Source organism: Nocardia donostiensis, assembly GCF_002081715.1.
In the GTDB taxonomy this organism is placed as follows: Bacteria; Actinomycetota; Actinomycetes; order Mycobacteriales; family Mycobacteriaceae; genus Nocardia; species Nocardia donostiensis.
In genome coordinates, this window is record NZ_MUKP01000023.1 from 73,680 (window position 1) to 95,953 (window position 22,274).

Below are 22,274 nucleotides of genomic sequence, written 5' to 3' on the forward strand. Positions count from 1 at the left end.
ATGCGTGACAAAACCGTCGGCTTGCTGTTGATCACGTATCAGAGCGCCGAGGATCTACCCACCTTCCTTGACTCCCTAGAGGCCGCGGTGGATCCGCTGGAAGTGGATGTGGTCTGCGTTGACAACACCTCGACCGACAACGGCCCTGACCTCGTCGAGAAGTTCGGTGGCCGAGTCACCCGCAACACCCGCAATGTCGGCCTGGCCGCTGCGATCAACCAGGCCGCGGCGCAGACCGACGCCGAATGGCTGCTGGTGGCCAACCCCGATACCCAGCTGGCGCCGGGCGCGATCTCGGCGCTGGTAGAGACCGCGAAGGCCGAGGACCGGATCGGGATGATCGGCCCGCGCATCCTGCGTCTGGACGGCACCCCGTATCCGAGCGGGCGCAGGTTCCCGTCGCTGCTGGTCGGCATCGCGCATGCACTGCTGGGCGGCGTGTGGCCGGGTAATCCGGCTACCCGCCGGTATTTCGGCCGAACGGTCACCGAGGTCAGCGATGTGGACTGGATCTCGGGCTGCTGCATGCTGTTCCGTCGGGAAGCTTTCGAGGCAGTCGGCGGGTTCGATACCCGTTACTTCCTGTATTTCGAGGAAACGAAGATGGCGTTGGATATGCACCGCGCCGGCTGGCGGGTGGTGCTGGATCCGAGCGTGGCGATCCGGCATCGGGAGGGCGGCAGCATGCGTTCGGCGCCGTTCCGCAAGGTCCGCAGCCATCACCGCTCCGCGTTGCGGTTCTACTGCGACTACCACAAAGGCTCGCCGTGGATCGTGTTTGCGCCGCTGGTCGCGGTGGGGCTGGTGGTGCGCGGGCTGCTTGCGACGGCCCGCACAGCCCTCACCGGCCGGCTCGCGAAGCATTGACAGGCTGAGCACCCAGCTCGGTTCCCGGCCGCGCGGTGAACACCACCAACGTGCCGAGGCAACGCACGGGAACGTAGTATCCCGACAACCCTCTACTCGGATCGTCCGGCACGTTCCTGCCGGTGAAGGGAAGTGAACTGCCGTGGCCACGGTGACCTTCGACAACGCCACCCGGCGCTATCCGGGTGCGCGCACCCCCGCTGTCGATCAGCTGAACCTCGAGATCGAGGACGGGGAATTCCTTGTGCTGGTCGGCCCCTCCGGGTGCGGTAAATCCACATCGCTGCGGATGCTCGCCGGGCTGGAGGAAGTGAACGACGGGCGGGTTCTGATCGGCGACAAAGACGTCACACACGCCGAACCCAAGGAACGCGATATCGCGATGGTGTTCCAGAACTATGCGCTGTACCCGCATATGACGGTCGCCGAGAACATGGGTTTCGCGTTGAAACTGGCGAAGGTCGGCAAGGCGGAGCAGCAGGAACGGGTGCTGGCGGCGGCGAAGCTGCTCGATCTGGAGCAGTACCTGAACCGCAAACCGAAGGAACTGTCCGGCGGGCAGCGGCAGCGGGTGGCGATGGGGCGGGCGATCGTGCGGGAACCGCAGGTGTTCCTGATGGATGAGCCGCTGTCGAACCTGGACGCGAAACTGCGGGTGCAGACCCGCACCCAGATCGCCCAGCTGCAGCGCAGGCTCGGCACCACCACGGTGTATGTCACCCACGATCAGGTGGAGGCGATGACCATGGGGGATCGGGTCGCGGTGCTGAAGGACGGCTTGCTGCAGCAGTGCGCGTCACCGCGTGATCTGTACCGCGATCCGGCGAACGTGTTCGTTGCCGGGTTCATGGGCTCGCCCGCGATGAACCTGTTCACGTTGCCGGTTTCCGCCGGTTCGGCGCAGCTGGGCGGGCATACGCTGCGGCTGCCACGTGAGGTAGCCGATGCGGCGGGCAGCTCGATCACCGTCGGTATCCGGCCGGAGCATTTCGAGCTCGGCTCCGATTCCGCGCCGGAGGTCGGCGGTGCCGGGATCGAGATGGAGGTCGACGTCGTCGAGGAACTCGGTTCGGACGCCTATATCTACGGCCGCACCATCGCCGACGGCGCGAACGACGGAGCAGGGCACACCATCGTCACGCGGGCGGATTGGCGCAACCCGCCCGCCAGGGGCAGCCGCCTCTACCTCACCGCCGACCCCGAGCACACCTATTTCTTCTCCGCCGAGGACGGCGCACGGCTCGACTGAGCCGCGGACCCGCGGATGCGGTCAGTCGGCAACGCCAGGCTCGGAGGCAGGCGTTTCGCCGCTGAACCGCCTCGCGATGCGATCGAAGAGCTCGACGACAGCGGTTCGGTCGGCCGGCGGTAGCGCTCCGAACAACTCCTCGGCCAGCGTCGTAGCCTCGGCATCCATGCGTGCGACGGTCGTCCTGCCTTCGTCGGTCAACTCGACGAGCACCGCGCGCCGGTCGCGGGCGTGTTCGGCGCGGGTGACCAAACCAGCGTCGGCTAACGCGTCGACCAGCGTGGTCACGTTGCGGGGGGTGACCCGGAGCCGATCGGCTAGTCCGCGTTGGGTGATGGGGCCGTGGCGTGCCACTTCCCACAGTGCGGTGGCGCGGGCCTGGGTAAGGCCGCCTTCACGCAGCGCGGATCGCATGTCATCGGTGATCAGGCTCGCGACCGCGAGCAGTCGATCGAACACTTCTCGAGATGATGAATATTGTTCATCATGTAGCATGTTCTTCAGTTTACTCATGCTCGATCGAGAGGAAGACCATGAACCTCGCGGAAAAGAACGTCGCACTGCTGCGTACCGCTTACAACCGCCTGATGCAGCACAAAGACCTCGACGAAAGCCTCGAACTGCTCACAGACGATTTCATCGCCAACATTCCTGGCCTGGACGAGCCGCGACGCGGACGAGACGCCTGGCGGTTCGGGGTCGAGGCCATGCACGAAGCCTTTCCCGATCTCCGGGTAGAGATCGAGAACATCTTCAGCGTGGGCGACGAAGTCGCGGTCCGCCTGCGGTTCAGTGGCACCCACAAGGGGACATTCCAGGGCATCGAACCCACCCACCGGACCGTGAACTTCCGCAGCCTCGAGCACTACCGGGTAGTGGGCGACAAGATCGCGGAGGAGTGGGTTGCACCGGATATCGCGAGCCTGATGCGGCAGCTCGGTATCCAATAGCGGTGATCACGACCCCGGAAGCGCAATCATTCGGACTACGACGCAGCGAACTGCGGCTTCCAGCACCCGGAACGCGCGTCTGCTGCACAGTCGGGTCTGCGCGGTCCTAATGTTGCGGACGTGACCGACCTGCTGGATATCGACTCTGTACACGTCTACGCCATCCCGCTGCGGTCCCGGTTCCGTGGCATCACCGTGCGGGAGGGCGTGCTGATGCGGGGGCCGCTGGGGTGGGGCGAGTTCTGTCCGTTCGCCGAATACGACGACCGGGAGGCCGCGCATTGGCTGGCCACCACGATCGAACAGATGACGGCAGGCTGGCCGGAACCGGTGCGCGAGCAGGTCCCGATCAACTGCACGGTGCCGGCGGTGAGGCCGGAGCGGGCGCACGAGATCGTCGCCGCTTCCGGTTGCCGGACCGCGAAGGTGAAGGTCGCGGATCACCCGGAATCGCTACCCGAGGACCTGGCGCGATTGGCGGCGGTGCGGGCGGCGCTGGGGCCGAATGGAGCGGTGCGGGTGGACGCCAACGCCGTGTGGGATGTCGACACCGCCATCCGGCACATCGGGGAAATGGACCGAGCTGCAGACGGTTTGGAATACGTCGAACAACCCTGCCGCTCCATCGAAGAACTGGCCGCGGTGCGGCGCCGGGTCGACGTCCGCATCGCCGCCGACGAATCCATCCGCCGCGCCGAGGACCCGATGCGGGTCGCCGTTGCCGGCGCCGCGGATATTGCGGTGCTCAAATGCACACCCCTGGGCGGGGTGCGCCGTGCCCTGCAGGTCGCCGAGGCCGCCGGATTGCCCTGCGTGGTGTCTTCGGCCCTGGAAACCAGCGTCGGCCTGTCCGCGCAACTCGCCCTGGCAGGTGCACTGCCCGAACTCGACTTCGCCTGCGGGCTGGGCACGGTATCGCTGTTCGAGGGGGATGTGGTGAGCGACCCGCTGCAGCCGCGCGACGGATACCTCCCGGTGCCGAGGACCCCGCCCGCACCGGCACCGGAACTGCTGGAGCGCTACCGTCACCCGGACCCAGAACGAACAGCCTGGTGGCGCGAGCGTTTCGAACGAGTACTCGCGCTGGTCTGACCGCACGCACGACGAGCCGCTCACCCCAGTCGCACACCGCAGCCGAGCATGGTGGTGCGCAGCAGCAAACCGGCTTCGGGACCGATGACACCTTCGACCAGATCGACGTAGCGAGTACAGAACTCGGGGCCGTGCGCGGCATGTTCGCCGGAGTCGGGATCCAGATGGTGGGCCAGCTCGTGCAGCACCACCAGTTCCCGCAGCGCCCAGGCAGTTCCGCCGGTGTACAGGGGGACGGCGAGCACCCCGTCGGTCGCCTCGTAATGCGCGGCGGTGGTCCCGGCGCGCGCCCGCACGATCACCGGGACGGCGGCGCGTTCCCAGCGCGCGGCCACCCATCGCAGCGCCAGCACCTTCCGGCAATACACCGCCACCGACTCCACCGAAGCGAACCGCCGCTCCACCGGCAGCGTCAACTGCGAGCCATGCACCTCGACCGTGCGATGCCCGAACGCGTCGGCCCGATCGAAGGCACCCCGCACCAGCTGCTCAGCGTCGTACACCTTGGCCCGCTGCGAATCCCGCGTCATCACCTGAGCCACCTCACGGGTACGCTGAGCACCGGGAGCCGGTAGCGTCCCAGCTCCTGCCCCGCTACATGCACGCCCCAGTCTCCCTCTGGTTACGCACGTCCCGGCGAAACACGGAGACAGCGGCCGCAGCTCCCCCGACCCCCTCTGTACCGGATCTTCCGGAGACAAGCAGCGCCCCACTGCGCGCAGGGCCTGCCACTACACGGCCCGGCCCAGCCGCCCATGCAGATCGGCGAAGCCCCGCGCCAGTCCGCGACACCCCGGTCTGCCGGATCTCCGGATACAAGCAACTTTCCGCACTGCGTATGCAGGCTGGGCTGCTACTCGCCACGGTCCAGCCTCCCCCGCGGGGCGGCGAGTTCGGGTGACGGGCCGAGGCGCGCGATGCGGCCCGCGTGGTCGCCTGCGCGACGTGCGGCCGGGGCGTAACCGGTGGATGCCTGCGGCCCGCGCCAGGTTCCGCGTGCCTCGGAGGTGCGAGAGTAGAAGTCGGCGAGTTCGATGTCCTTGTCGCGCAACACCAGCGCCGTCCCAGCCGACCCGGCCACAGCGGATTCTGTTGCCTCGCGCCGCACTTGCGTTTTCACCTCGCCCAGGCGAGCACCGATGCGGGCGGCGAACGCCATCTGGAAATTGAGGCGAGCCGTCACCCCCGCGACCGGCGTGCGCACCCGACGGCGCACCCGGCGGCCGCCCCGGACCTCGACGACGGTTTTCTCCATCGTCGCGCAACGGTAGGCGCCGGATTTGATGTATCGATCCGAGGCTCGCACCATCTGCACCAGCAGGCTGGCATACAGCGCCTCACAGGTCGCGATATCGGATTCGAAACCATAGGCGAACACCTGTGTCGAAGTGCGAGTCACATCACATCGCACATCGTTGGCGTCGGCGATCGCCACGAACAGCTGCACGTAGGTGCGCAGCCCCTTTTTGCCCGCTTCGCCGATCTGGATCATCCGCTGGATCGGGGTGGTCCTGCGCTCGCGCCCGGCCACATGCGCACGCGCCACAGCCAGATCGATGGAAGACCTGGTGGCCAGGCGTTGCGCGGCGGCGAGGAACGCCTCGGCCTCGTGTTCGTTGTCGGTGGATTCCGCCTTGCGCAGCAGCCCGCCGATGCGAGTGAGCATCCGGTCGGGTCGCGCGTCGGCAGTAGACATCGCCCGCAAGAGTAGTCAGCCGGAAACGGCACCGGGCGGCGCGCACTGTGCGCACCATGTATGTTGCCATGTGCACCGGCTGGGTGTGCTGCCGCTCACGTCTCGACCCTGGAGTTCTGCGATGGCTTTGACAAAGGTGCCGCCTCTACGCGCCGCACTCATGCTGACCAGCATCGCGATACTGACGGCGGCATTCACCACCGCGTGCTCCAGTGACACCGGCTCCGACCCCACCACCGAGAACCTCACCGGCCGCGGCCCCATCACCTACGTCGAAGGCAAGGACACCACCGAGACGGGTGTCGTCAAACAGCTCATCGACCGGTGGAACGCCGCCCACCCCGACGAACCGGTCACCTACAAGGAACAGTCCAACGACGCCTCGGCCCAGTACGACGATCTGGTCGAGCACATGCGCTCGAAATCCGCCGAATACGATGTGGTCGCCCTGGATGTGCCATGGACCGCCGAATTCGCGGCGAAGGGCTGGATCCAGCCGCTGGAGGACTCGTTCGCGATCGACACCTCCACCCTGCTGTCCCCGCCGGTCGCCAGCGCCACCTACAACGAAACCCTCTACGCCGCGCCCCGCAACACCAACGGCGGCTTGCTGTTCTACCGCAAGGATCTGGTGCCGCACCCGCCGCGCACCTGGAACGAGATGCTGGCCCAATGCCCTATCGCGCGCGAGCACAACATCGGCTGCTACGCCGGGCAGTTCGCACCTTATGAGGGCTTGACGGTGAACACCGCTGAGGTCATCAATGCCTTCGGTGGCACCTTCGTCGGATCCGACGGCAAAACCCCCACGGTTAACACCCCGCAGGCACGGGCAGGCCTTGGCACCCTGGTCGACGCCTACCGCAGGGGCGATATCCCGGAACAGGCCATCACCTTCAAGGAGCCGGAGAGCGGTGCCGCGTTCACCCAGGGCAGACTGCTGTTCCTGCGGTCCTGGCCGTCCACCTACGGCGACGCCGCCTCGGAATCCTCGGCCGTGCGCGATAAGTTCGGTGTGGCGCCGCTGCCCGGCGAAACCGGTATCGGCGCATCCACACTCGGCGGCTACAACGCCGCAATCAGCGCGTTCTCCAAGAACAAGGCCACCGCACTCGATTTCCTCCGGTTCCTGATCAGCGAGGACGCCCAGCACATCATCGCCTCTGGTGCGCTGCCTTCGGTGCGCGGATCGATCTATGACGACCCGGCACTGATCGCGAAAATGCCGTATCTGCCCGCGCTCAAGGATTCGATTTCCAACGCGGTACCCCGGCCGGTCACGCCGTTCTACCCGGCTGTATCCAAGGCCATCCAGGACAACGCTTATGCTGCCCTGAACGGAACCAAGTCCGTGGACGACGCGATCATCGGCATTCAGAAGGGCATCGAGACGGCCGGATCGTAGCGGTTGTTCAGCCGGACCCGACGAGCCCGTAGGAGAGAGTAACGGTGTCGGATCCTTCCGGAGCGGCCGCGCAGGTGCCGATCCGCCAACAGAAAACTCGGCCGGACCCGATGCGTGGTGGGCCGAGCGATAAACGTGGCCTCGGGGCATCGTTGACCGACCAGCTGCGGCATTCGGGCCGGGCCTGGCTGTTCGTGGCACCGGTGCTGATCACCCTCGGCGTGGTCATCGGGTATCCGGTGCTCCAAGCGCTGTGGATGTCGTTCCATGCCGACGACACGCTCGATTCGGCGACCGGCTTGTTCGTCGAAGACGGCTCGACCACCTTGTACAACTACACGCACTGGGTACTCGGCCAATGCCGGATGGTCACCGGCGGCACCACCAGCTGCCCCACCGGCAACCTGGGCTCCCAGTTCTGGACGGCGGTCGGCGTCACCCTGTTCTTCACCGTGGTCACGGTGTCACTGGAGATCGCGATCGGCCTCGGTATGGCGATCGTGATGGGCAAAACCTTCCGCGGCCGCGCCCTGCTGCGCGCCGCGGTGCTCATCCCGTGGGCGATCCCGACAGCGGTGACCGCGCGGCTGTGGGAATTCATGTTCCAGTACGACGGCGTGGTCAACCGGGTGCTCGGCACCAGCATCCTGTGGACCTCGGACGCCTGGTCTGCCCGGTTCGCGGTGATCGTCGCCGATGTGTGGAAAACCGCGCCGTTCATGGCGTTGCTGCTGCTGGCAGGTCTGCAGGTGATCCCGAACGACGTGTACGAGGCCGCCCGAGTCGACGGCGCGTCCGCCTGGCAGCGGTTCACCCAGATCACGCTGCCGCTGCTGAAGCCAGCGCTGCTGGTCGCGGTGCTGTTCCGCACCATGGATGCGTTACGCATGTACGATCTGCCCGCGATCATGACCAGCAATAACCCGGCTACCCGGACGCTGTCGATGCTGGTGGTCGAGCAGACCAGGCAGGGACCCCACAGTGCGGCTGCGCTGTCGACGATCACCTTCCTCCTGATCTTCGCGGTGGCGTTCGTGCTGGTGAAGATTCTCGGTGCGAACGCGGTGCGGACGCAGGAAGAGCAGCGGAAAGCATGATGGCCGCAACCACGACACAGACGAAACCCCGGCAGGCCCGCCCCCGTCAGGCCGCAGGTAAGGGCCGGGCGGCCTGGACCCGCAAGCTCGGCTCGGCCCGCGTCTACCTGGGCGCGCTGATCGTGCTCGTCTGGGGGCTCGGGCCGTTCTACTGGATGACGGTCACCGCGTTCCGCGACTCCGATTACACCTTCGACAGCACGCCGTGGCCCACCCACGTCACGCTGGAAAACTTCCGCAACGCATTCGACACCAGCCGCGGCAACAACTTCGGTAAAGCGCTGATCAACAGCATGGTCATCGGCGCGGCCACCACGGCGATCGCGCTGCTGGTCGGTGTCTTGGCGGCGTATGCGCTGGCCCGGCTCACCTTCAAGGGCCGCTACCTGGTGTCCGGGCTGATCCTGAGCGCGTCGATGTTCCCGGTCGTCGTGCTGGTCACCCCGCTGTTCCAGCTGTTCACCGATATCGGCTGGATCGGTGAATACCAGGCGATGATCATTCCGAACATCTCGTTCGTACTGCCGTTGACCGTGTACATCCTGGCCGCGTTCTTCGCCGAACTGCCCTGGGAGCTCGAGGAAGCGGCCCGGATCGACGGCGCAACCAAACTGCAGGCGTTCCGGCTGGTCATGCTGCCGCTGGCCGCGCCGGCCGTATTCACCACAGCGATCCTGGCGTTCATCGCCGCGGTCAACGAATACCTGCTTGCACGGCTGCTGTCGTCCGGGGCCACCGAACCGGTGACCGTTGCGATCGCCCGGTTTTCCGGTAACGATCCCCTGGCCCTGCCCTACGCGGCGATTATGGCGGCGGGCACGCTGGTGACTGTTCCACTGGTGATCATGGTGCTGCTCTTCCAGCGCCGGATCATTTCCGGTCTCACCGCAGGCGGTGTGAAGAGCTGATCGGCAGTTATGCTTGGCCGTGATAAGTGATGCGGGTGATAACAACCGAGGTCGTGAGTTCCTGACGGTGTGAGTTTTTCCGACGCTCCGGGAGGAGATGATCGTGAGCTCGTTTCGTTCCCGGCGCGACACGCCCGCCGAGCCGCCGTATGCCTCGATCGCAGGTTGGAAACCACGTCGCGCCCCAGCGAGAGCCGGGGACGCCGCCTGGCGGCCGGGCAGGCACCCCCATCCGCCGCGCCAGGAGCGGCCACACCGCACCCGCGGCCAACGCATCCGCAGGCTGTTGCTGTCGTTCTTCATCATCTTCATCGGGGCGCCGTCGCTGCTGCTCCTGCTGTTCTACTGGAGCGCGGAAATCCCCGAACCCTACGAGATGCGCACCAACCAGATCGCGAGGATCACCGCGTCCGACGGCGAAACCACCCTCGCCGAGATCATCCCGCCTGAAGGCAACCGGACCCCGATCCCGCTGTCGGACGTGCCCGTCCCGGTGCGCGACGCCATGCTGTCGGCCGAGGACCGCAACTTCTACACCAATCCCGGCTTCTCGACCTCCGGTTTCCTGCGCGCGGTCCGCGACAACCTGCTCGGCAAACAGAACGCGGGCGGCGGATCGACCATCACCCAGCAGTACGTCAAAAACGCCTTCCTCGACTCGGAACGCACTGTGACCAGGAAGATGCGTGAACTGGTCATCGCGGCGAAAATGGCACGACAGTGGAGCAAGGACGAAATCCTCGGCGCCTACCTCAACACCATCTACTACGGTCGCGGCGCGTACGGTATCGCCGCCGCGGCCGAAGCGTATTTCGCCAAACCGGTGCCGGAACTGACCCTGGCCGAGGGTGCGGTGCTGGCCGCGCTGGTCCGTGCACCGTCGGCGCTGGACCCGGAAACCCATCTGACCGAACTGAAACATCGCTGGCAGTACGTGCTCGACGGCATGGTTCAGATGGGCAGCCTCGGACCGGGGGACCGCGACGCAACGACCTTCCCGCATATCGTCCCGCTCGCCGAGCTCCCCGAACGCGATATCGCCGGTCGCGGGCCCGCAGGCCTGATCAGAACCCAGGTGTTGCGGGAATTGGCCGATGCGGGTATCTCCGAACGCGACGTCAGCACCGGTGCCTTGAACATCACCACCACCATCGACCCCGCAGCCCAGGCGGCCGCGGAAAGCGCGGTGAACGACAACCTGGCCGGGCAGCCGCCGCAGCTGCGCACCGCGGTGGTGTCCATCGACCCACGCTCGGGTGCGGTGCGTGCATACTACGGCGGCGCCGACGGCGGCGGTTACGATTTCGCGCAGGCGCCGTTGCAGACCGGGTCTGCGTTCAAAACGTTCGCCGTGCTCGCCGCGCTGAAGGAAGATATTCCGCTGTCCCGCGCCTTCGACAGCGCACCCGTCGAGGTCAGCGGGGTGCTGGTGCGCAACGTCGAGAACGAGAGCTGCGGGGTGTGCCCGCTGTCGGAGGCGTTCAAACGCTCCCTCAACACCAGCTTCTACCGGCTCACCCTGGCGATGAACGGCGGCGCCCAAGCAATCGCCGACGCCGCACACCGTGCCGGTATCCCCGAGCAGATACCTGGGGTGCCGGGGCGGTCGCTGACCGAGAACGGCGCACCACCGATGCCGTCGATCGTGCTCGGCACCTACCTGGTCCGGCCGATCGATATGGCCTCTGCGTATGCGACTATCGCGGCGTCAGGCACATATCACCAGCCGTATTTCGTGCAGCGGGTGGTCGCCGGGGACGGCCGGGTCCTGCTCGACCGCGGCGCACCCGAACATCAGGTGGGCAAGCAGTTGCCGCCCGGCGAGCAACGCCTCGACCCGGATATCGCGCGGCGCACCGCGCAGGCGATGCTGCCGATCGCGGCGTACTCCAACAACCACGCGCTGGCCGGGCGTCCGTCCGCGGCGAAAACCGGCACCACCCAGCTCGGTGACACCGGCCAGAACAAGGACGCGTGGATGGTTGGTTTCACACCGTCGCTGTCTACGGCTGTGTGGGTGGGAGCCGAGCACGCCCAGCCGATCTACACGGCAGGCGGTGGCCTGATCTACGGGTCCGGCCTGCCCGCCGATATCTGGAAGCAGACAATGGACGGCGCGCTGGCAGACACTACCGTCGAACAGTTCCCGCCGCCGGATGGCGGGCCGCCGGCGTCGAACATCCCCGCCACGCCGCAGAGCCCGTCCGGCGGTCCGTACGACATCCTCAACCCGCCGCAGCAGCAGACTCCGCCGCAGGGACCGCTGATCGTGATCCCGCCCGCGACCGGCACCGCGCCCGCCCCGGTGCCGCAGGTACCGCAGCAGGAGATCCCGCAGGAACCTCCCGTGCCGCCCCCATCTCCCCCGCCGCAGGGGGTGGAGATCTTTCCCGGGTTCTCCATTCCCGTACCGGGATAGCCCGAGGGAACGCTGGGCATGGCAGCATCGTTGGCCAGAGGGAGAGCGAGCCGAAGTGAGAGCAGTAGCCGACTCGGCGGGCCGGCACCGGCCCGGTATACGGGAGGATATGGGCTCGAGCGACGACGAAGACGAGACATAGGGGCTACGCCGGTGGATTTCAATGTCGTTGACCGCCAGGAAACTCTGGTGGCCGGAACAGTGCTACGCAGCCCGGCACTCGCCGTGGAGGGACCGCGCCGCACCAAAGTGGAGGAGGCGTGGAAGCGCAATCTCGCGCGCTCGTTACCCGGCCCGCCCGCCAGCGCCTACGTCGATCACGCCCCGGAGATCAACTCTTACCTGACCCATATCGTCGGCTACCGCTGCGGTGATCTCGGCGATCTCCAACCGGGTGACGTGCTGGCGCGCATCCCCGCGGGCCGTTTCGCCCGGTTCACCCTCAGCGGCGACGATCTGGGTGACACGATCGTGGCGGTGTGGCGGTCGATCTGGGATGCCGAAGCCGCGGGGCGTCTGGTGCGCTCCTATACCGGCGACTACGAACGTTATCCGGATGAGCGCACGGTGGAGGTATACGTGGCGCTGGCGGATGAACCGGCGGACGGATAGGAAAAAGGCTGTGGACTTCGAAATCGTCACATTGGACGAAAGCCTGGTGGCCGGGCTCACCGTCCCGCTGGCCGGGCGCGAGGTGACCGCCCGCGATCTGGACCTGGTGAATTTCACCTGGGACCGGTACCTGGCCCGCGAGAAGAACATCCCCCGCGTAGCCGCCTATATCGGCCAGCACGACCACGCTGTGGCCGTCCTCGGCTATCAGGTGGAGTCGATGGCGGAAATGGACTCCGGTGACGTCCTGACCCGCGTCCCCCAGGGCCGCTACGCCAAATTCGTGGTCACTGACAAACCCTACGACCTCCTGCGCACCGCATGGGCGCAGGTCCGCAAAGCGGAGAGCGCAGGCACCATCACCCGCTCCCACGCCGCCGAAATCGAGCGCTACACCGGTCCCACATCGGTAGAGGTGTACGTCTCGCTGGACTGACAGATCCGGACCGGCTCCCGCACCGAGTGCGCGAGCCGGTCCCTGTACAACTCAAGCTTCGATAATGAAAGCTTCCAGCTGAGCGCGGGCGATGTCGTCGGGCAGTTGCTGCGGCGGGGATTTCATCAGGTAGGCGGAGGCCGGGATGACCGGTCCGCCGATTCCGCGGTCCTTGGCGATTTTCGCTGCGCGTACCGCGTCGATGATGATGCCCGCGGAGTTGGGTGAGTCCCATACTTCGAGCTTGTATTCCAGGTTCAGCGGGACGTCGCCGAAGGCGCGGCCTTCGAGCCGGACGTAGGCCCATTTGCGGTCGTCGAGCCAGCCCACGTGGTCGGAGGGGCCGATGTGGACGTCGCCTGCGCCGAGTTCCTTTTTCAGGTTGCTGGTGACGGCCTGGGTTTTGGAGATCTTCTTCGATTCCAGGCGGTCGCGCTCGAGCATGTTCTTGAAGTCCATGTTGCCGCCGACGTTGAGCTGCATGGTGCGGTCGAGTTGTACGCCGCGGTCTTCGAACAGTTTCGCCATGACGCGGTGGGTGATGGTGGCGCCGACCTGGCTCTTGATGTCGTCACCGACGATCGGTACGCCTGCTTTGGTGAATTTGTCGGCCCATTCGGGGTCGGAGGCGATGAACACCGGCAGGGCGTTGACGAAGGCGACGCCTGCGTCGAGGGCGCACTGGGCGTAGAACTTGTCGGCTTCTTCGGAGCCGACCGGCAGGTAGGACACGAGGACGTCGACGTTCGCGTCCTTCAGCGCCTTTACCACGTCGACCGGTTCGGCCTCGGAGACCTCGATGGTTTCGGCATAGTATTTGCCGATGCCGTCGAGGGTGGGGCCGCGCTGTACCGACACGTCGAGCGGCGGTACATCGGAGATCTTGATGGTGTTGTTCTCGCTGGCGAAGATCGCCTCGGACAGGTCGAAGCCGACCTTCTTGGCGTCGACGTCGAACGCGGCGACGAATTTGACGTCGCGCACGTGGTAAGGACCGAATTTGACGTGCATGAGGCCGGGCACGGTCGCGGTGTCGTCCGCGTCCCGGTAGTACTGCACGCCTTGCACCAACGAGGAAGCGCAGTTGCCCACACCTACGATGGCGACGCGAACTTCTGTGGCGTTGTCAGCCGTTTTGACGTCACTCATGGCCGATATTTCCCTCTTTCTGTGGTGCCGCCTTCGTCGATTGCTCCGCCGCAATCAACTCGTTGAGCCAGCGCACTTCGCGCTCGCTTGATTCGAGCCCGAGTTGGTGGAGCTGGCGGGTGTAGCGATCGAGCGATCCGCTCGCTTTTTTGATCGCTTCCCGTAGCCCCTCTCGGCGCTCCTCGACCTGGCGTCGCCTGCCTTCCAGGATCCGCATCCGCGCTTCCGCGGGGGTGCGGCTGAAGAAGGCGAGGTGCACGCCGAAGCCGTCGTCGGTGTAGTTCTGCGGCCCGGTGTCGGCCAGGAGTTCGTTGAATCGTTCCCGGCCCGCCGCGGTCAGTTGGTACACCCGGCGAGCGCGCCGTGTGGTCACGCCCTCGGGCACCTCCTCGGCGATCAGCCCATCCTGCTGCATGCGGCGCAGCGTCGGATACAGCGATCCGTAGGAGAAGGCCCGAAACGCCCCGAGCAGGCCCGTCAGCCGTTTACGCAGCTCGTAACCGTGCATCGGTGATTCCAGGAGCAGCCCGAGGATGGCCAGTTCGAGCACGGGCTTCACCTCCTGACATATCCGCAGACCTAACCGATGGATGCGATTTCTCACTATATCGGAGCGATATAACCAAGCATAGGTATAGGTGGCGGCGTCGGCGTTTGCGCAGGTAGTCGCTGCGCAGCTCGCCCCGGCGAGAACCAGCCGTTCCGGCCCGTCGTTGGCGCGGTCAGCTCCTACTCGCCGAGATGCGCTAACGGCACCGTCCGGCAGTCGCGGCCTGCGGCGCACCGGCCAGCAGGCACGCCAGGGCGTGCAGGTCGATTGCACCGAGGCCGACGGAACACGTTCAATCCCCTTGACCCCTTCCGTATTCCGCCCGCTCAGCGCCGAAGCGCCACGCCCCCTGCTCTTTCCGCTGCAACCTCCCACCCGACCGTGATACGAATCACGTGAACGCCGAACCCATCCCACCCGGAAACCGGCGCATATGTGCCACTTCCCCGTTTTGTCCTGTTCGAGCCCCACCGACTTGCCACCCGGCTCACACTTCAGCCCTCGCAGCACGCACAGACCTCAAGCCCCGTCAGCCTGTACCGAACCACCCTGCCCTTGCCGCACTCAACCCAGCCCCGTCCGGTTTGCGGCCCGGCTCGCGTTTCAGCCCTCGCAGCGCACGCGCCGAAGGCGCAAGTCGCGAGGGCTGAAACGCGAGCCACCAGGGGGCCGCAAACCCGCCGCGCCGAAGGCGCGGCCATTAAACACAGCCCATGTTTACCTCTCCAGGATTGCGACGACACCTTGGCCGCCTGCGGCGCAGATAGAGATGAGGGCGCGCCCGGATCCCTTCTCGGCCAGCGCTTTTGCGGCTGAGGCGACGATGCGTCCGCCGGTCGCGGCAAACGGGTGGCCCGCGGCGAGCGAGGAGCCGTTCACGTTCAGTTTGCTGCGGTCGATCGAGCCGAGCGCGCCATCCAGGCCGAGGCGTTCCTTGCAGTATTGGTCGGATTCCCATGCCTGCAGTGTGGCCAGGACCACCGAGGCGAAGGCTTCGTGGATTTCGTAGAAGTCGAAATCCTGCAGGGTCAGGCCGTTGCGAGCGAGCATTCGCGGGACCGCGTAGGTGGGGGCCATCAGTAGGCCGTCGGGGCCGTGGATGTAGTCGACGGCGGCGACTTCGCTGTCCACCAGGTGAGCGAGCACCGGCAGCTTACGTTCGGCGGCCCATTCCTCGCTGGACAGCAGCACCGCTGAGGCGCCGTCGGTGAGGGGGGTGGAGTTGCCTGCCGTCATGGTCGCGTCTCCGGCTTTGACGCCGAAGACCGGTTTGAGGGTGGCCAGTTTTTCCACCGATGAGTTGGGGCGCAGGTTGTCGTCGCGGGTCAGGCCGAGGAAGGGGGTGACCAGGTCGTCGAAGAAGCCGCGGTCATAGGCGGCGGCCATGTTCTTGTGGGACAGATAGGCCAGTTCGTCTTGCGCTTCGCGGGAGACGCCGAATTCTTTGGTGGTGATCGCCGCGTGCTCACCCATAGACAGTCCGGTGCGTGGTTCGGCGTTACGTGGGATTTCGATGCCGAGCATGCTCGGCCGCAGCTGGCCGATCAGTTTGACGCGGTCTTTGTTGGTTTTGGCGCGGTTGGCCTCTAACATCCACTCCCGCATGCTCTCGCTGACGCCGATCGGGGCATCAGAGGTGGTGTCGGTGCCGCCGCCGATACCGGCGTCGATGCGGCCCGCCGCGATAGCGTCGCCGACGGTGACTATTGCCTGCAGGCCGGTGCCGCAGGCCAGCTGCAGGTCGTGGGCGGGGGTGTAGGGGCTGAGTGTGCTGCCGAGCACGCTTTCGCGGATCATGCCGTGTTCGCCGACGCGTTTGAGTACCGCGCCGCCCACCACCATGCCGAGCCGTTCGCCCTGCAGGCCGAAGCGGCTGACCAGGCCGTCCAGGGTGGCGGTGAACATGTCCTGGTTGGAGGCGTGGGCATACGCCTTGTCGGAGCGAGCGAACGGGATCCGGTTGCCGCCCACAATCGCGACCGGGCGCGGCTGCTTCGCGGTTCGGGGCGCGTTCTTGGCTGTTCTTGTCACTCGAATCTCCAAGGTCTCGTCGATGGATTTCCGATGTCCGCGCGTCTTTTTCGAGGGAGAGCGACGCCGGATCGCGATCGGTTTACATTAAACTTACTCTGGAGTAAGTTTGTTGTCGACACCGCACCCCGGCGAACCTGTGCCGGCAACCTCGTTTTTCTGCCCGCACCGCAGGTCAGGGCCTATAGCGAGGGTAGCCAGCAGCACGGGGGCGAACACCGACTTCCGAGACATCGAGCACAGAAAAGGTGGGAAACGTGGCAGCCAAAACCAAGGGTGCACCCAACCTCTACGGATCGTTCGTCAATTCCGCTCCCGGCGCGTTCCTCGCAGGCAAACTCGGCTTGCCGCAGCCGGAGAAACTGCGGCGGTACGTCCCCGGCGAACCCCCGCTGCCCGGACCGGTCCTGCTCGGCGGCAAGGGCCGGGTGGCCGAGCCGGTGCGCTCCCTGCTGTCGGACTACACCTTCGTCGACGCGCCGACCCAGGGCACCAAATACGGTGCGCTGGTATTCGATGCGACCGGTATCGGCTCGATCGAGGAGCTGTCGCAGCTGTTCGAGTTCTTCCAGCCCGTTATCCGCGATCTCGCTCCCTCGGGCCGCGTTGTGGTCGTCGGCACCACCCCGGAACTGGCCGGAAGCGTCGACGAGCAGATCGCCCAGCGGGCACTGGAGGGCTTCACCCGCAGCCTCGGTAAGGAACTGCGGCGCGGCGCAACCGTGCAGCTGGTGTACCTGCACCCGGAGGCCGCCTCCGCCGCCACCGGTCTGGAATCCACCCTGCGGTTCCTGCTGTCGGCCAAATCGGCGTTCGTCGACGCCCAGGTCATCCGAGTCGGCAAGGACGACGCCGTCGCCCCGACCAGCTGGGACCGTCCGCTGGACGGCAAGGTCGCTGTGGTCACCGGAGCAGCGCGCGGTATCGGCGCGACCATTGCCGAGGTGTTCGCCCGCGACGGCGCGCAGGTGATCGTCGCCGATATCCCGGCCGCCGGTGAGGCGCTGTCGGGAACCGCGAACAAGGTGGGCGGCACGGCGCTGGCACTCGATGTCACCGCCCCCGACGCCGCGCAGAAACTGGCCGAATTCGCCACCGAGAGGTTCGGTGGCATCGATATCATCGTGCACAACGCAGGCATCACCCGCGACAAGCTGCTGGCCAATATGGACGCCGCCCGCTGGAACGCGGTCATCGGCGTGAACTTGGCAGCGCCGCACCGGATCACCGAAGGCCTGGTCGCCGCGGGCGCGCTGAAGGACGGCGGCCGTGTGATCGACGTTTCCTCGATTGCCGGTATCGCAGGCAACCGCGGCCAGACCAATTACGGTGCGTCCAAGGCGGGCGTTATCGGCATGGTGAACGCCGAGGCCCCGAAGCTGGCCGAGAAGGGCATCACCATCAACGCTGTCGCGCCCGGTTTCATCGAGACCGCAATGACCGCGGCGGTCCCGCTGGCCACCCGTGAGGCGGGCCGGCTGATGAGCTCGCTGCAGCAGGGCGGCCAGACCGTCGATGTCGCCGAGACCATCTCCTACTTCGCCAGCCCGGCATCCAACGCAGTCACCGGCAATATCGTGCGGGTCTGCGGGCAGAGCCTGCTCGGGGCCTGATCGGAGACACGATGACCCAAACGATCACCCTGGGCGAACCGCCCAAGAACGGCAGCCTGTATGTGAAGGCGGCGCTCGGTGCGGTGCCGTTGCCGCTGGTCTCGGCCCGTAAATCCACGCTGCCCGACCGTGCCGTCCAGCTCGACGGCGTCCGGATCGACCCCGATCACCTGGCCGCGTACTGCCGCGCGACCGGGCTGCGCTTCGGAGACGCGTTGCCGCTGACCTACCCGTTCATCCTCACCTTCCCGGTGGTGATGAAACTGGTTGTGCAGCGCGATTTCCCGTTCGTCGCGGTCGGCGCGGTGCACGCGGAGAACCTGATCGAACGCACCCGCAATATCTCGGTGAGCGAACCGCTGGACATCCACGCCCATATCGAGAACCTGCGGGAACACCCCAAGGGTCTGCTCGTCGACGCGGTCAGCGAGATCAAGGTGGGCCGGGAACTGGTGTGGCGGCAGGTCACCACCTTCCTGCACCAGCAGCGCACCTCGCTGTCGGGCGGGCCGAAACCGGAACCGAAACCGGAAGAGGTTCCCCCGCCGCCGCTGCGGACCCTGCGGGTGGATCAGAAGATGATCAACCGGTACGCGGCCGCCTCCGGCGATCACAACCCCATCCACACCTCGGCTCTCGGCGCGAAAGCTTTCGGTTTCCCGCGGCCGATCGCGCACGGGATGTGGTCGGCGGCAGCGGTTCTCGGCGCCGTCGAGGGGCGTATCCCGGAGAAGGTCACCTACGGGGTGAAGTTCGGGAAACCGATTCTGCTGCCCGCGACGGTGAACCTCTACGCCGATCAAGCCGACGGCGGCTGGGACCTGGCGCTGCGGCACCCGAAGAAGGGGTACCCGCATCTGACGGCCACGCTGCGCTGACTCACCGATCCGGCTGACTCACCGATCCGGCTGGTTCACCGCAACCGCTGGGCCGCGCGTCTTCCGGGCGCGCGGCCCGATCGGTATCAGCAGTTGCAGTTACAGCAGTTGCAGCATTCGCAGCAACTCGGGTCGATCCGCTTGCACCACGCTTTCTTACGCACGCCGCTACAGGGCCTGCGGTGCTCGGCGCAGCACGCGTAACCGGTGCAGTACTGGCCGAGCAGTAGCCCGATCGACTCGACCACTCCAGGCTTACGCGCCGGCCCCGGATACGGCGCATGACGCGCATCGGCCCGGTGTTCCTGATGGATGCCGCAGGCCGCCTGGGCGGTACCGCTCACTCCGTGGCCGATGCGGCGCAATACGGCGGCCAACGGGTCGAGCAGCAGCCAGCGCACGGTCGGTTGTTCGTGCAGCCCGGTTTCCGCCAATGCACCGCGCAGCCGCGTGTCGGACTCGCGTAACAGCTCATCGGCGTATTCCACACTGGTTCCGGTCGCCACCAGCGGGTTGAACCTGCCCTCGCGCTGGTCTTGGGCATAGTCCTCGACCGCGTCCACCAGATGCGCGATCCGGCCGAATTCCCCGCCCGCCGTGCGCAGTGATTCCACGTTGCCCGGGCGCTCCGCCAGGACTGCGGTGTGGGCGAACAGTTCGGCGGCGCAGTGCCTGCTGGCGGTCGTCAGCTCATCCAGCGCCGCATCCCGGTGCGCGTCTACAGCAGGTAAAGCGGACGCGGCGACACGCCGTTCCGCATCGCCCTGTGCCTCGATGGCGGCGACCAGCGGCGCCACGTCCAATCCGATCAGATCCGCCTGCCGCCGCGCATTGCCTGCCCAGTTCGCGCTCACCCGCGCCATCGGGCGATGCAGCTTCGGGCTCAGCTCACCGTCGGCGATGTGATCACCGATCTTGGCCGCTCCGAGCAATAGCGACGCCGTGGCTGCCAGCCGCACCGCGCCGGTATCGGGCGCCGGGATGGTGGCGGTGCGCATACCCCGCAACGCACACGGCCCGGCGGTGCGCCTGGGCACCGGTTCCGCTGTTTGCGCCTCGGTGAGCAGGCTGAGCACGATGGCGTCGGTATTGGTCGCGATACGGGCCAGCTGCCCGTGACCGTCGCGCAATCCGAGGCACAGACCGCACATATGCGACTGCCACACGCTGGTGTCGATGCCGTATTTCGCCGCGCCGTGCGCGCATGGTCGAAGCATCCCGAACATGTTTCTTCCCCTCCCGATCTTCTGGCCGCCCCGTTACGGCCTGATTCCGTCGGACTAAGAAAAATATGTCCGCCGGAGCGCGCCCGCAACCTGTGCACTCGTCCAGACATTGCGGACTGGCCTGATGCGGTTTCCTACTCGGATTTCTTCTTCCCGGACAGGCCACGCCAGGCGAGATCGTCCAGCAGGTCCACCGCTTCGGAGACGTTGATCCGGCCGCTGGCCACATGGTCGGCGATGGCTTCGCCTGCCCCGATGACGGCGACGGCGACGATATCGAAATTGGTGCCGGGCTCGGCATGTTTGGCGCTGGATTCGAGCAGTTTGGCGGTGAGCTCGATAACCCGTTCCCGTGCGTTTTCGATTTCGGAGGCGAATGCCTGCTGGCCGATGGCTTGACGGTAGAGCACCTGCCAGGAGTTGCGGTTGGTGTCGACGAACTCCAGGAAGCCTTCGAGGGCGGTGCGCAGTTGTTCGTGCGGGGACAGCAGCGGGTTACCCGCCGGGGCGACCGACTCCAGGAACCGGAGACCCTCGCGCTGGATGCAGGCGCGGAACAGTTCGTCCTTGGAGCCGTAGTAGAGGTAGAGCATAGGCTTGGAGATTTCGGCCTCGGCGGCGATCGCGTCCATCGAGGTCTCGTGAAAGCCTTTGCGTGCGAAGACTTCGACGGCGGCGTCGAGCATCTGCTGCTCACGAACCGCTCTGGGAAGTCGTTTCGTTCCGCCCGCCATGCACTCTCCTACCACAATGAACTTTCTATATTACTCCAAAGTAAGTTCCGGGGGGCGGCATTTACCCACCCGGGAACTTGGCGCACCCCCAGCCGACGGGTAGGCGGCGAACCCCCTCCTACGCTCACTCACCTGGCCGAATAGGCCGACCGAGCTGACTAGCGGGCGACGCGGGGCACCCGGGCCTGCCCCCGATTCAGCACGGCAGCGGAGCCCCCTTGAACCATGCCATCCGCAGCACCGAGGCATCCACGTCGGCGATGGGAAGCCGACCATCAGCCACCGCCTGCTCCAACCGATCCAGTACCCGTGGGACCGCCTCGGTGCTGATCCACAGCGCATTGTCCGCGCCTGCCACCAGAGCGGCCTCCACCGCCTGCTCGATCGACATGCGGTTGGTGATGGCTGCCATGCCGCCGAGATCGTCGGTGAAGATCGGGCCGGAGAACGGAGCCGCGCCGTAACCGCGGCCCTCCCGCAGCAGCGACATCACCGCGGGGCTGATGCTGGCGGGCACCTCGGGATCGGTGAGACCGGGAACATCCAGGTGCCCTACCATCACCCCGGCGCCGGAATCGACCAGCTCGCGGAACGGCACCAGATCGCGGTCCCGTAACTGCTCCAGCGGCGGCACCCGAACCGCGCCCAGATGCGAATCGCCCGAGCCCGCGCCATGGCCGGGGAAATGCTTGATGACGGTTCCGACGCCGACCTCGGTCATCGCCCGGATATAGGCATCGGCATATTCGGTGACTACGGCCGGGTCGGCAGAGAACGAGCGGTCGCCGATGACCGTGTTGTCGGGCTGGCTGCTCACGTCGACATCGGGGGCGAAGTTCACGGTCACACCGAGATCTTGTAACGCCTTACCCCTGGTCAGGGTGGCATCGTAGAACTCGTCCGGTGTCATGGCCCTGGCGGTGGCCCGAGCCGAGGGCGCGGTGCCGATCAGCTCGCTGACCCGCGACACCCGGCCGCCCTCTTCGTCGATGGTCACCATGAGCGGCAGCCGCGCCGCCGCCTTCACCTGGTCGAGACCGCCATCGGTGAGCATCGACAGATCGGTCCAGCCACCGATGAAGATGCCACCCACCTGGTGATCGCGCACCACCGCCAGCGCATCGTCGGTTCCGGTGACGCCGACCGTCAGCAACTGCCCCAGCTTCTGACGCAGCGTCAACTGCGCCAGATAATCGGCCGAGCAGTCCCGCTCCATTGTGGTGGTGACCGGGCTCGTCCGGGGGGCGGTACCGGCCGGGCCTTCCGGACCAGGCGTGCTCGGGCTGCCTCCTCCCGAGCACGCGGTCGTCACCGCTGCCAGCACCGCGAACAGGACGAAAGGCGTCTTCCGCATGAGGTCGA

General features: G+C 66.4%; 21 protein-coding genes. 12 read left to right on the forward strand and 9 right to left on the reverse strand.

Annotated features, from left to right (window positions below; genetic code table 11):
* Positions 1-867 carry a glycosyltransferase family 2 protein gene (locus B0T44_RS16465; protein WP_077120516.1) on the forward strand — a complete coding sequence of 289 codons (867 nt, stop codon included), beginning with the start codon at positions 1-3 and terminating at the stop codon, positions 865-867.
* A gap of 142 nt (positions 868-1,009) precedes the next feature.
* Entirely contained in the window at positions 1,010-2,116 is a 1,107-nt protein-coding gene (locus tag B0T44_RS16470) for an ABC transporter ATP-binding protein (protein ID WP_077120519.1), read from the forward strand.
* Positions 2,117-2,137: 21 nt separating this feature from the next.
* On the opposite strand, the gene B0T44_RS16475 is transcribed toward B0T44_RS16470, so the two are convergent.
* The gene (locus B0T44_RS16475) at positions 2,138-2,575 is read right to left on the reverse strand and encodes a MarR family winged helix-turn-helix transcriptional regulator (protein ID WP_175648119.1); all 438 of its coding nucleotides are present in this window, start codon (positions 2,573-2,575) and stop codon (positions 2,138-2,140) included.
* A gap of 74 nt (positions 2,576-2,649) precedes the next feature.
* Here B0T44_RS16475 and B0T44_RS16480 point away from each other — a divergent pair, with 74 nt between their 5' ends.
* Both B0T44_RS16480 and B0T44_RS16485 read left to right on the forward strand, forming a co-directional pair.
* Positions 2,650-3,066 (forward strand): ester cyclase, encoded by a 417-nt coding sequence (locus B0T44_RS16480; protein WP_077120523.1) that lies wholly within the window; start codon positions 2,650-2,652, stop codon positions 3,064-3,066.
* A 120-nt stretch (positions 3,067-3,186) separates the two neighbouring features.
* Entirely contained in the window at positions 3,187-4,158 is a 972-nt protein-coding gene (locus B0T44_RS16485; protein WP_081512214.1) for an o-succinylbenzoate synthase, read from the forward strand.
* A 20-nt stretch (positions 4,159-4,178) separates the two neighbouring features.
* On the opposite strand, the gene B0T44_RS16490 is transcribed toward B0T44_RS16485, so the two are convergent.
* Both B0T44_RS16490 and B0T44_RS16495 read right to left on the reverse strand, forming a co-directional pair.
* Positions 4,179-4,688, reverse strand: coding sequence for a TIGR04338 family metallohydrolase (locus B0T44_RS16490; RefSeq protein ID WP_077120580.1), 510 nt, complete (start codon positions 4,686-4,688; stop codon positions 4,179-4,181).
* Between the two features lie 323 nt (positions 4,689-5,011).
* Positions 5,012-5,854 carry a DUF2786 domain-containing protein gene (locus tag B0T44_RS16495; RefSeq protein WP_245839719.1) on the reverse strand — a complete coding sequence of 281 codons (843 nt, stop codon included), beginning with the start codon at positions 5,852-5,854 and terminating at the stop codon, positions 5,012-5,014.
* Positions 5,855-5,975: 121 nt separating this feature from the next.
* On the opposite strand from B0T44_RS16495, the gene B0T44_RS16500 reads away from it, so the two are divergent.
* The 6 genes from B0T44_RS16500 (at position 5,976) to B0T44_RS16525 (ending at position 12,731) form a co-directional block, all read left to right on the forward strand.
* Positions 5,976-7,259: an ABC transporter substrate-binding protein gene (locus tag B0T44_RS16500; RefSeq protein ID WP_077120530.1), complete on the forward strand. Its 1,284-nt coding sequence runs from the start codon at positions 5,976-5,978 to the stop codon at positions 7,257-7,259.
* Between the two features lie 44 nt (positions 7,260-7,303).
* Entirely contained in the window at positions 7,304-8,356 is a 1,053-nt protein-coding gene (locus tag B0T44_RS16505) for a carbohydrate ABC transporter permease (RefSeq protein WP_425436893.1), read from the forward strand.
* A complete protein-coding gene (locus tag B0T44_RS16510; protein WP_081512222.1) occupies positions 8,356-9,264 on the forward strand; it encodes a carbohydrate ABC transporter permease in 909 nt (302 codons plus the stop codon). The genes B0T44_RS16505 and B0T44_RS16510 overlap by 1 nt, the downstream gene beginning before the upstream one ends.
* A 97-nt stretch (positions 9,265-9,361) precedes the next feature.
* Positions 9,362-11,683, forward strand: coding sequence for a transglycosylase domain-containing protein (locus B0T44_RS16515; RefSeq protein WP_081512215.1), 2,322 nt, complete (start codon positions 9,362-9,364; stop codon positions 11,681-11,683).
* A gap of 153 nt (positions 11,684-11,836) precedes the next feature.
* A complete protein-coding gene (locus tag B0T44_RS16520; protein ID WP_077120532.1) occupies positions 11,837-12,295 on the forward strand; it encodes a GyrI-like domain-containing protein in 459 nt (152 codons plus the stop codon).
* A gap of 10 nt (positions 12,296-12,305) precedes the next feature.
* Complete coding sequence (locus tag B0T44_RS16525; RefSeq protein WP_077120534.1) at positions 12,306-12,731, forward strand: GyrI-like domain-containing protein; 426 nt, start codon at positions 12,306-12,308, stop codon at positions 12,729-12,731.
* A gap of 51 nt (positions 12,732-12,782) precedes the next feature.
* Here the strand turns inward: B0T44_RS16525 and B0T44_RS16530 are convergent, their stop codons facing one another.
* The 3 genes from B0T44_RS16530 to B0T44_RS16540 all read right to left on the reverse strand — a co-directional run bounded on the left by B0T44_RS16530 (position 12,783) and on the right by B0T44_RS16540 (position 16,467).
* Positions 12,783-13,880, reverse strand: a complete 1,098-nt coding sequence (locus tag B0T44_RS16530; protein ID WP_077120536.1) for an inositol-3-phosphate synthase — start codon at positions 13,878-13,880, stop codon at positions 12,783-12,785.
* Positions 13,873-14,430: a PadR family transcriptional regulator gene (locus B0T44_RS16535; RefSeq protein ID WP_077120586.1), complete on the reverse strand. Its 558-nt coding sequence runs from the start codon at positions 14,428-14,430 to the stop codon at positions 13,873-13,875. The genes B0T44_RS16530 and B0T44_RS16535 overlap by 8 nt, the downstream gene beginning before the upstream one ends.
* Before the next feature lie 717 nt (positions 14,431-15,147).
* Positions 15,148-16,467, reverse strand: a complete 1,320-nt coding sequence (locus B0T44_RS16540; RefSeq protein WP_077120588.1) for an acetyl-CoA C-acetyltransferase — start codon at positions 16,465-16,467, stop codon at positions 15,148-15,150.
* Positions 16,468-16,718: 251 nt separating this feature from the next.
* Between B0T44_RS16540 and B0T44_RS16545 the strand changes: the two genes are divergently transcribed.
* Positions 16,719-18,074, forward strand: a complete 1,356-nt coding sequence (locus tag B0T44_RS16545; RefSeq protein WP_077120538.1) for a 3-oxoacyl-ACP reductase — start codon at positions 16,719-16,721, stop codon at positions 18,072-18,074.
* 11 nt (positions 18,075-18,085) lie between these two features.
* Positions 18,086-18,952, forward strand: coding sequence for a MaoC family dehydratase (locus tag B0T44_RS16550; RefSeq protein ID WP_077120540.1), 867 nt, complete (start codon positions 18,086-18,088; stop codon positions 18,950-18,952).
* A gap of 86 nt (positions 18,953-19,038) precedes the next feature.
* Here the strand turns inward: B0T44_RS16550 and B0T44_RS16555 are convergent, their stop codons facing one another.
* The 3 genes from B0T44_RS16555 to B0T44_RS16565 all read right to left on the reverse strand — a co-directional run bounded on the left by B0T44_RS16555 (position 19,039) and on the right by B0T44_RS16565 (position 22,266).
* Positions 19,039-20,169, reverse strand: coding sequence for a DUF5685 family protein (locus tag B0T44_RS16555; RefSeq protein WP_081512223.1), 1,131 nt, complete (start codon positions 20,167-20,169; stop codon positions 19,039-19,041).
* A gap of 143 nt (positions 20,170-20,312) precedes the next feature.
* Positions 20,313-20,912, reverse strand: coding sequence for a TetR/AcrR family transcriptional regulator (locus B0T44_RS16560; RefSeq protein ID WP_077120544.1), 600 nt, complete (start codon positions 20,910-20,912; stop codon positions 20,313-20,315).
* A gap of 196 nt (positions 20,913-21,108) precedes the next feature.
* Positions 21,109-22,266 carry a glycoside hydrolase family 3 N-terminal domain-containing protein gene (locus B0T44_RS16565; RefSeq protein ID WP_077120547.1) on the reverse strand — a complete coding sequence of 386 codons (1,158 nt, stop codon included), beginning with the start codon at positions 22,264-22,266 and terminating at the stop codon, positions 21,109-21,111.
* Positions 22,267-22,274 lie beyond the last annotated feature (8 nt).

Excerpts from the sequence above, each read along its gene's own strand:
- B0T44_RS16465 (WP_077120516.1), top strand. The coding sequence starts at position 1 with ATGCGTGACAAAACCGTCGGCTTGCTGTTGATCACGTATCAGAGCGCC.
- B0T44_RS16480 (WP_077120523.1), top strand. The coding sequence starts at position 2,650 with ATGAACCTCGCGGAAAAGAACGTCGCACTGCTGCGTACCGCTTACAAC.
- B0T44_RS16490 (WP_077120580.1), bottom strand. The coding sequence starts at position 4,688 with ATGACGCGGGATTCGCAGCGGGCCAAGGTGTACGACGCTGAGCAGCTG.
- B0T44_RS16495 (WP_245839719.1), bottom strand. The coding sequence starts at position 5,854 with ATGTCTACTGCCGACGCGCGACCCGACCGGATGCTCACTCGCATCGGC.
- B0T44_RS16500 (WP_077120530.1), top strand. The coding sequence starts at position 5,976 with ATGGCTTTGACAAAGGTGCCGCCTCTACGCGCCGCACTCATGCTGACC.
- B0T44_RS16510 (WP_081512222.1), top strand. The coding sequence starts at position 8,356 with ATGGCCGCAACCACGACACAGACGAAACCCCGGCAGGCCCGCCCCCGT.
- B0T44_RS16515 (WP_081512215.1), top strand. The coding sequence starts at position 9,362 with ATGATCGTGAGCTCGTTTCGTTCCCGGCGCGACACGCCCGCCGAGCCG.
- B0T44_RS16530 (WP_077120536.1), bottom strand. The coding sequence starts at position 13,880 with ATGAGTGACGTCAAAACGGCTGACAACGCCACAGAAGTTCGCGTCGCC.
- B0T44_RS16550 (WP_077120540.1), top strand. The coding sequence starts at position 18,086 with ATGACCCAAACGATCACCCTGGGCGAACCGCCCAAGAACGGCAGCCTG.
- B0T44_RS16555 (WP_081512223.1), bottom strand. The coding sequence starts at position 20,169 with ATGCTTCGACCATGCGCGCACGGCGCGGCGAAATACGGCATCGACACC.
- B0T44_RS16560 (WP_077120544.1), bottom strand. The coding sequence starts at position 20,912 with ATGGCGGGCGGAACGAAACGACTTCCCAGAGCGGTTCGTGAGCAGCAG.
- B0T44_RS16565 (WP_077120547.1), bottom strand. The coding sequence starts at position 22,266 with ATGCGGAAGACGCCTTTCGTCCTGTTCGCGGTGCTGGCAGCGGTGACG.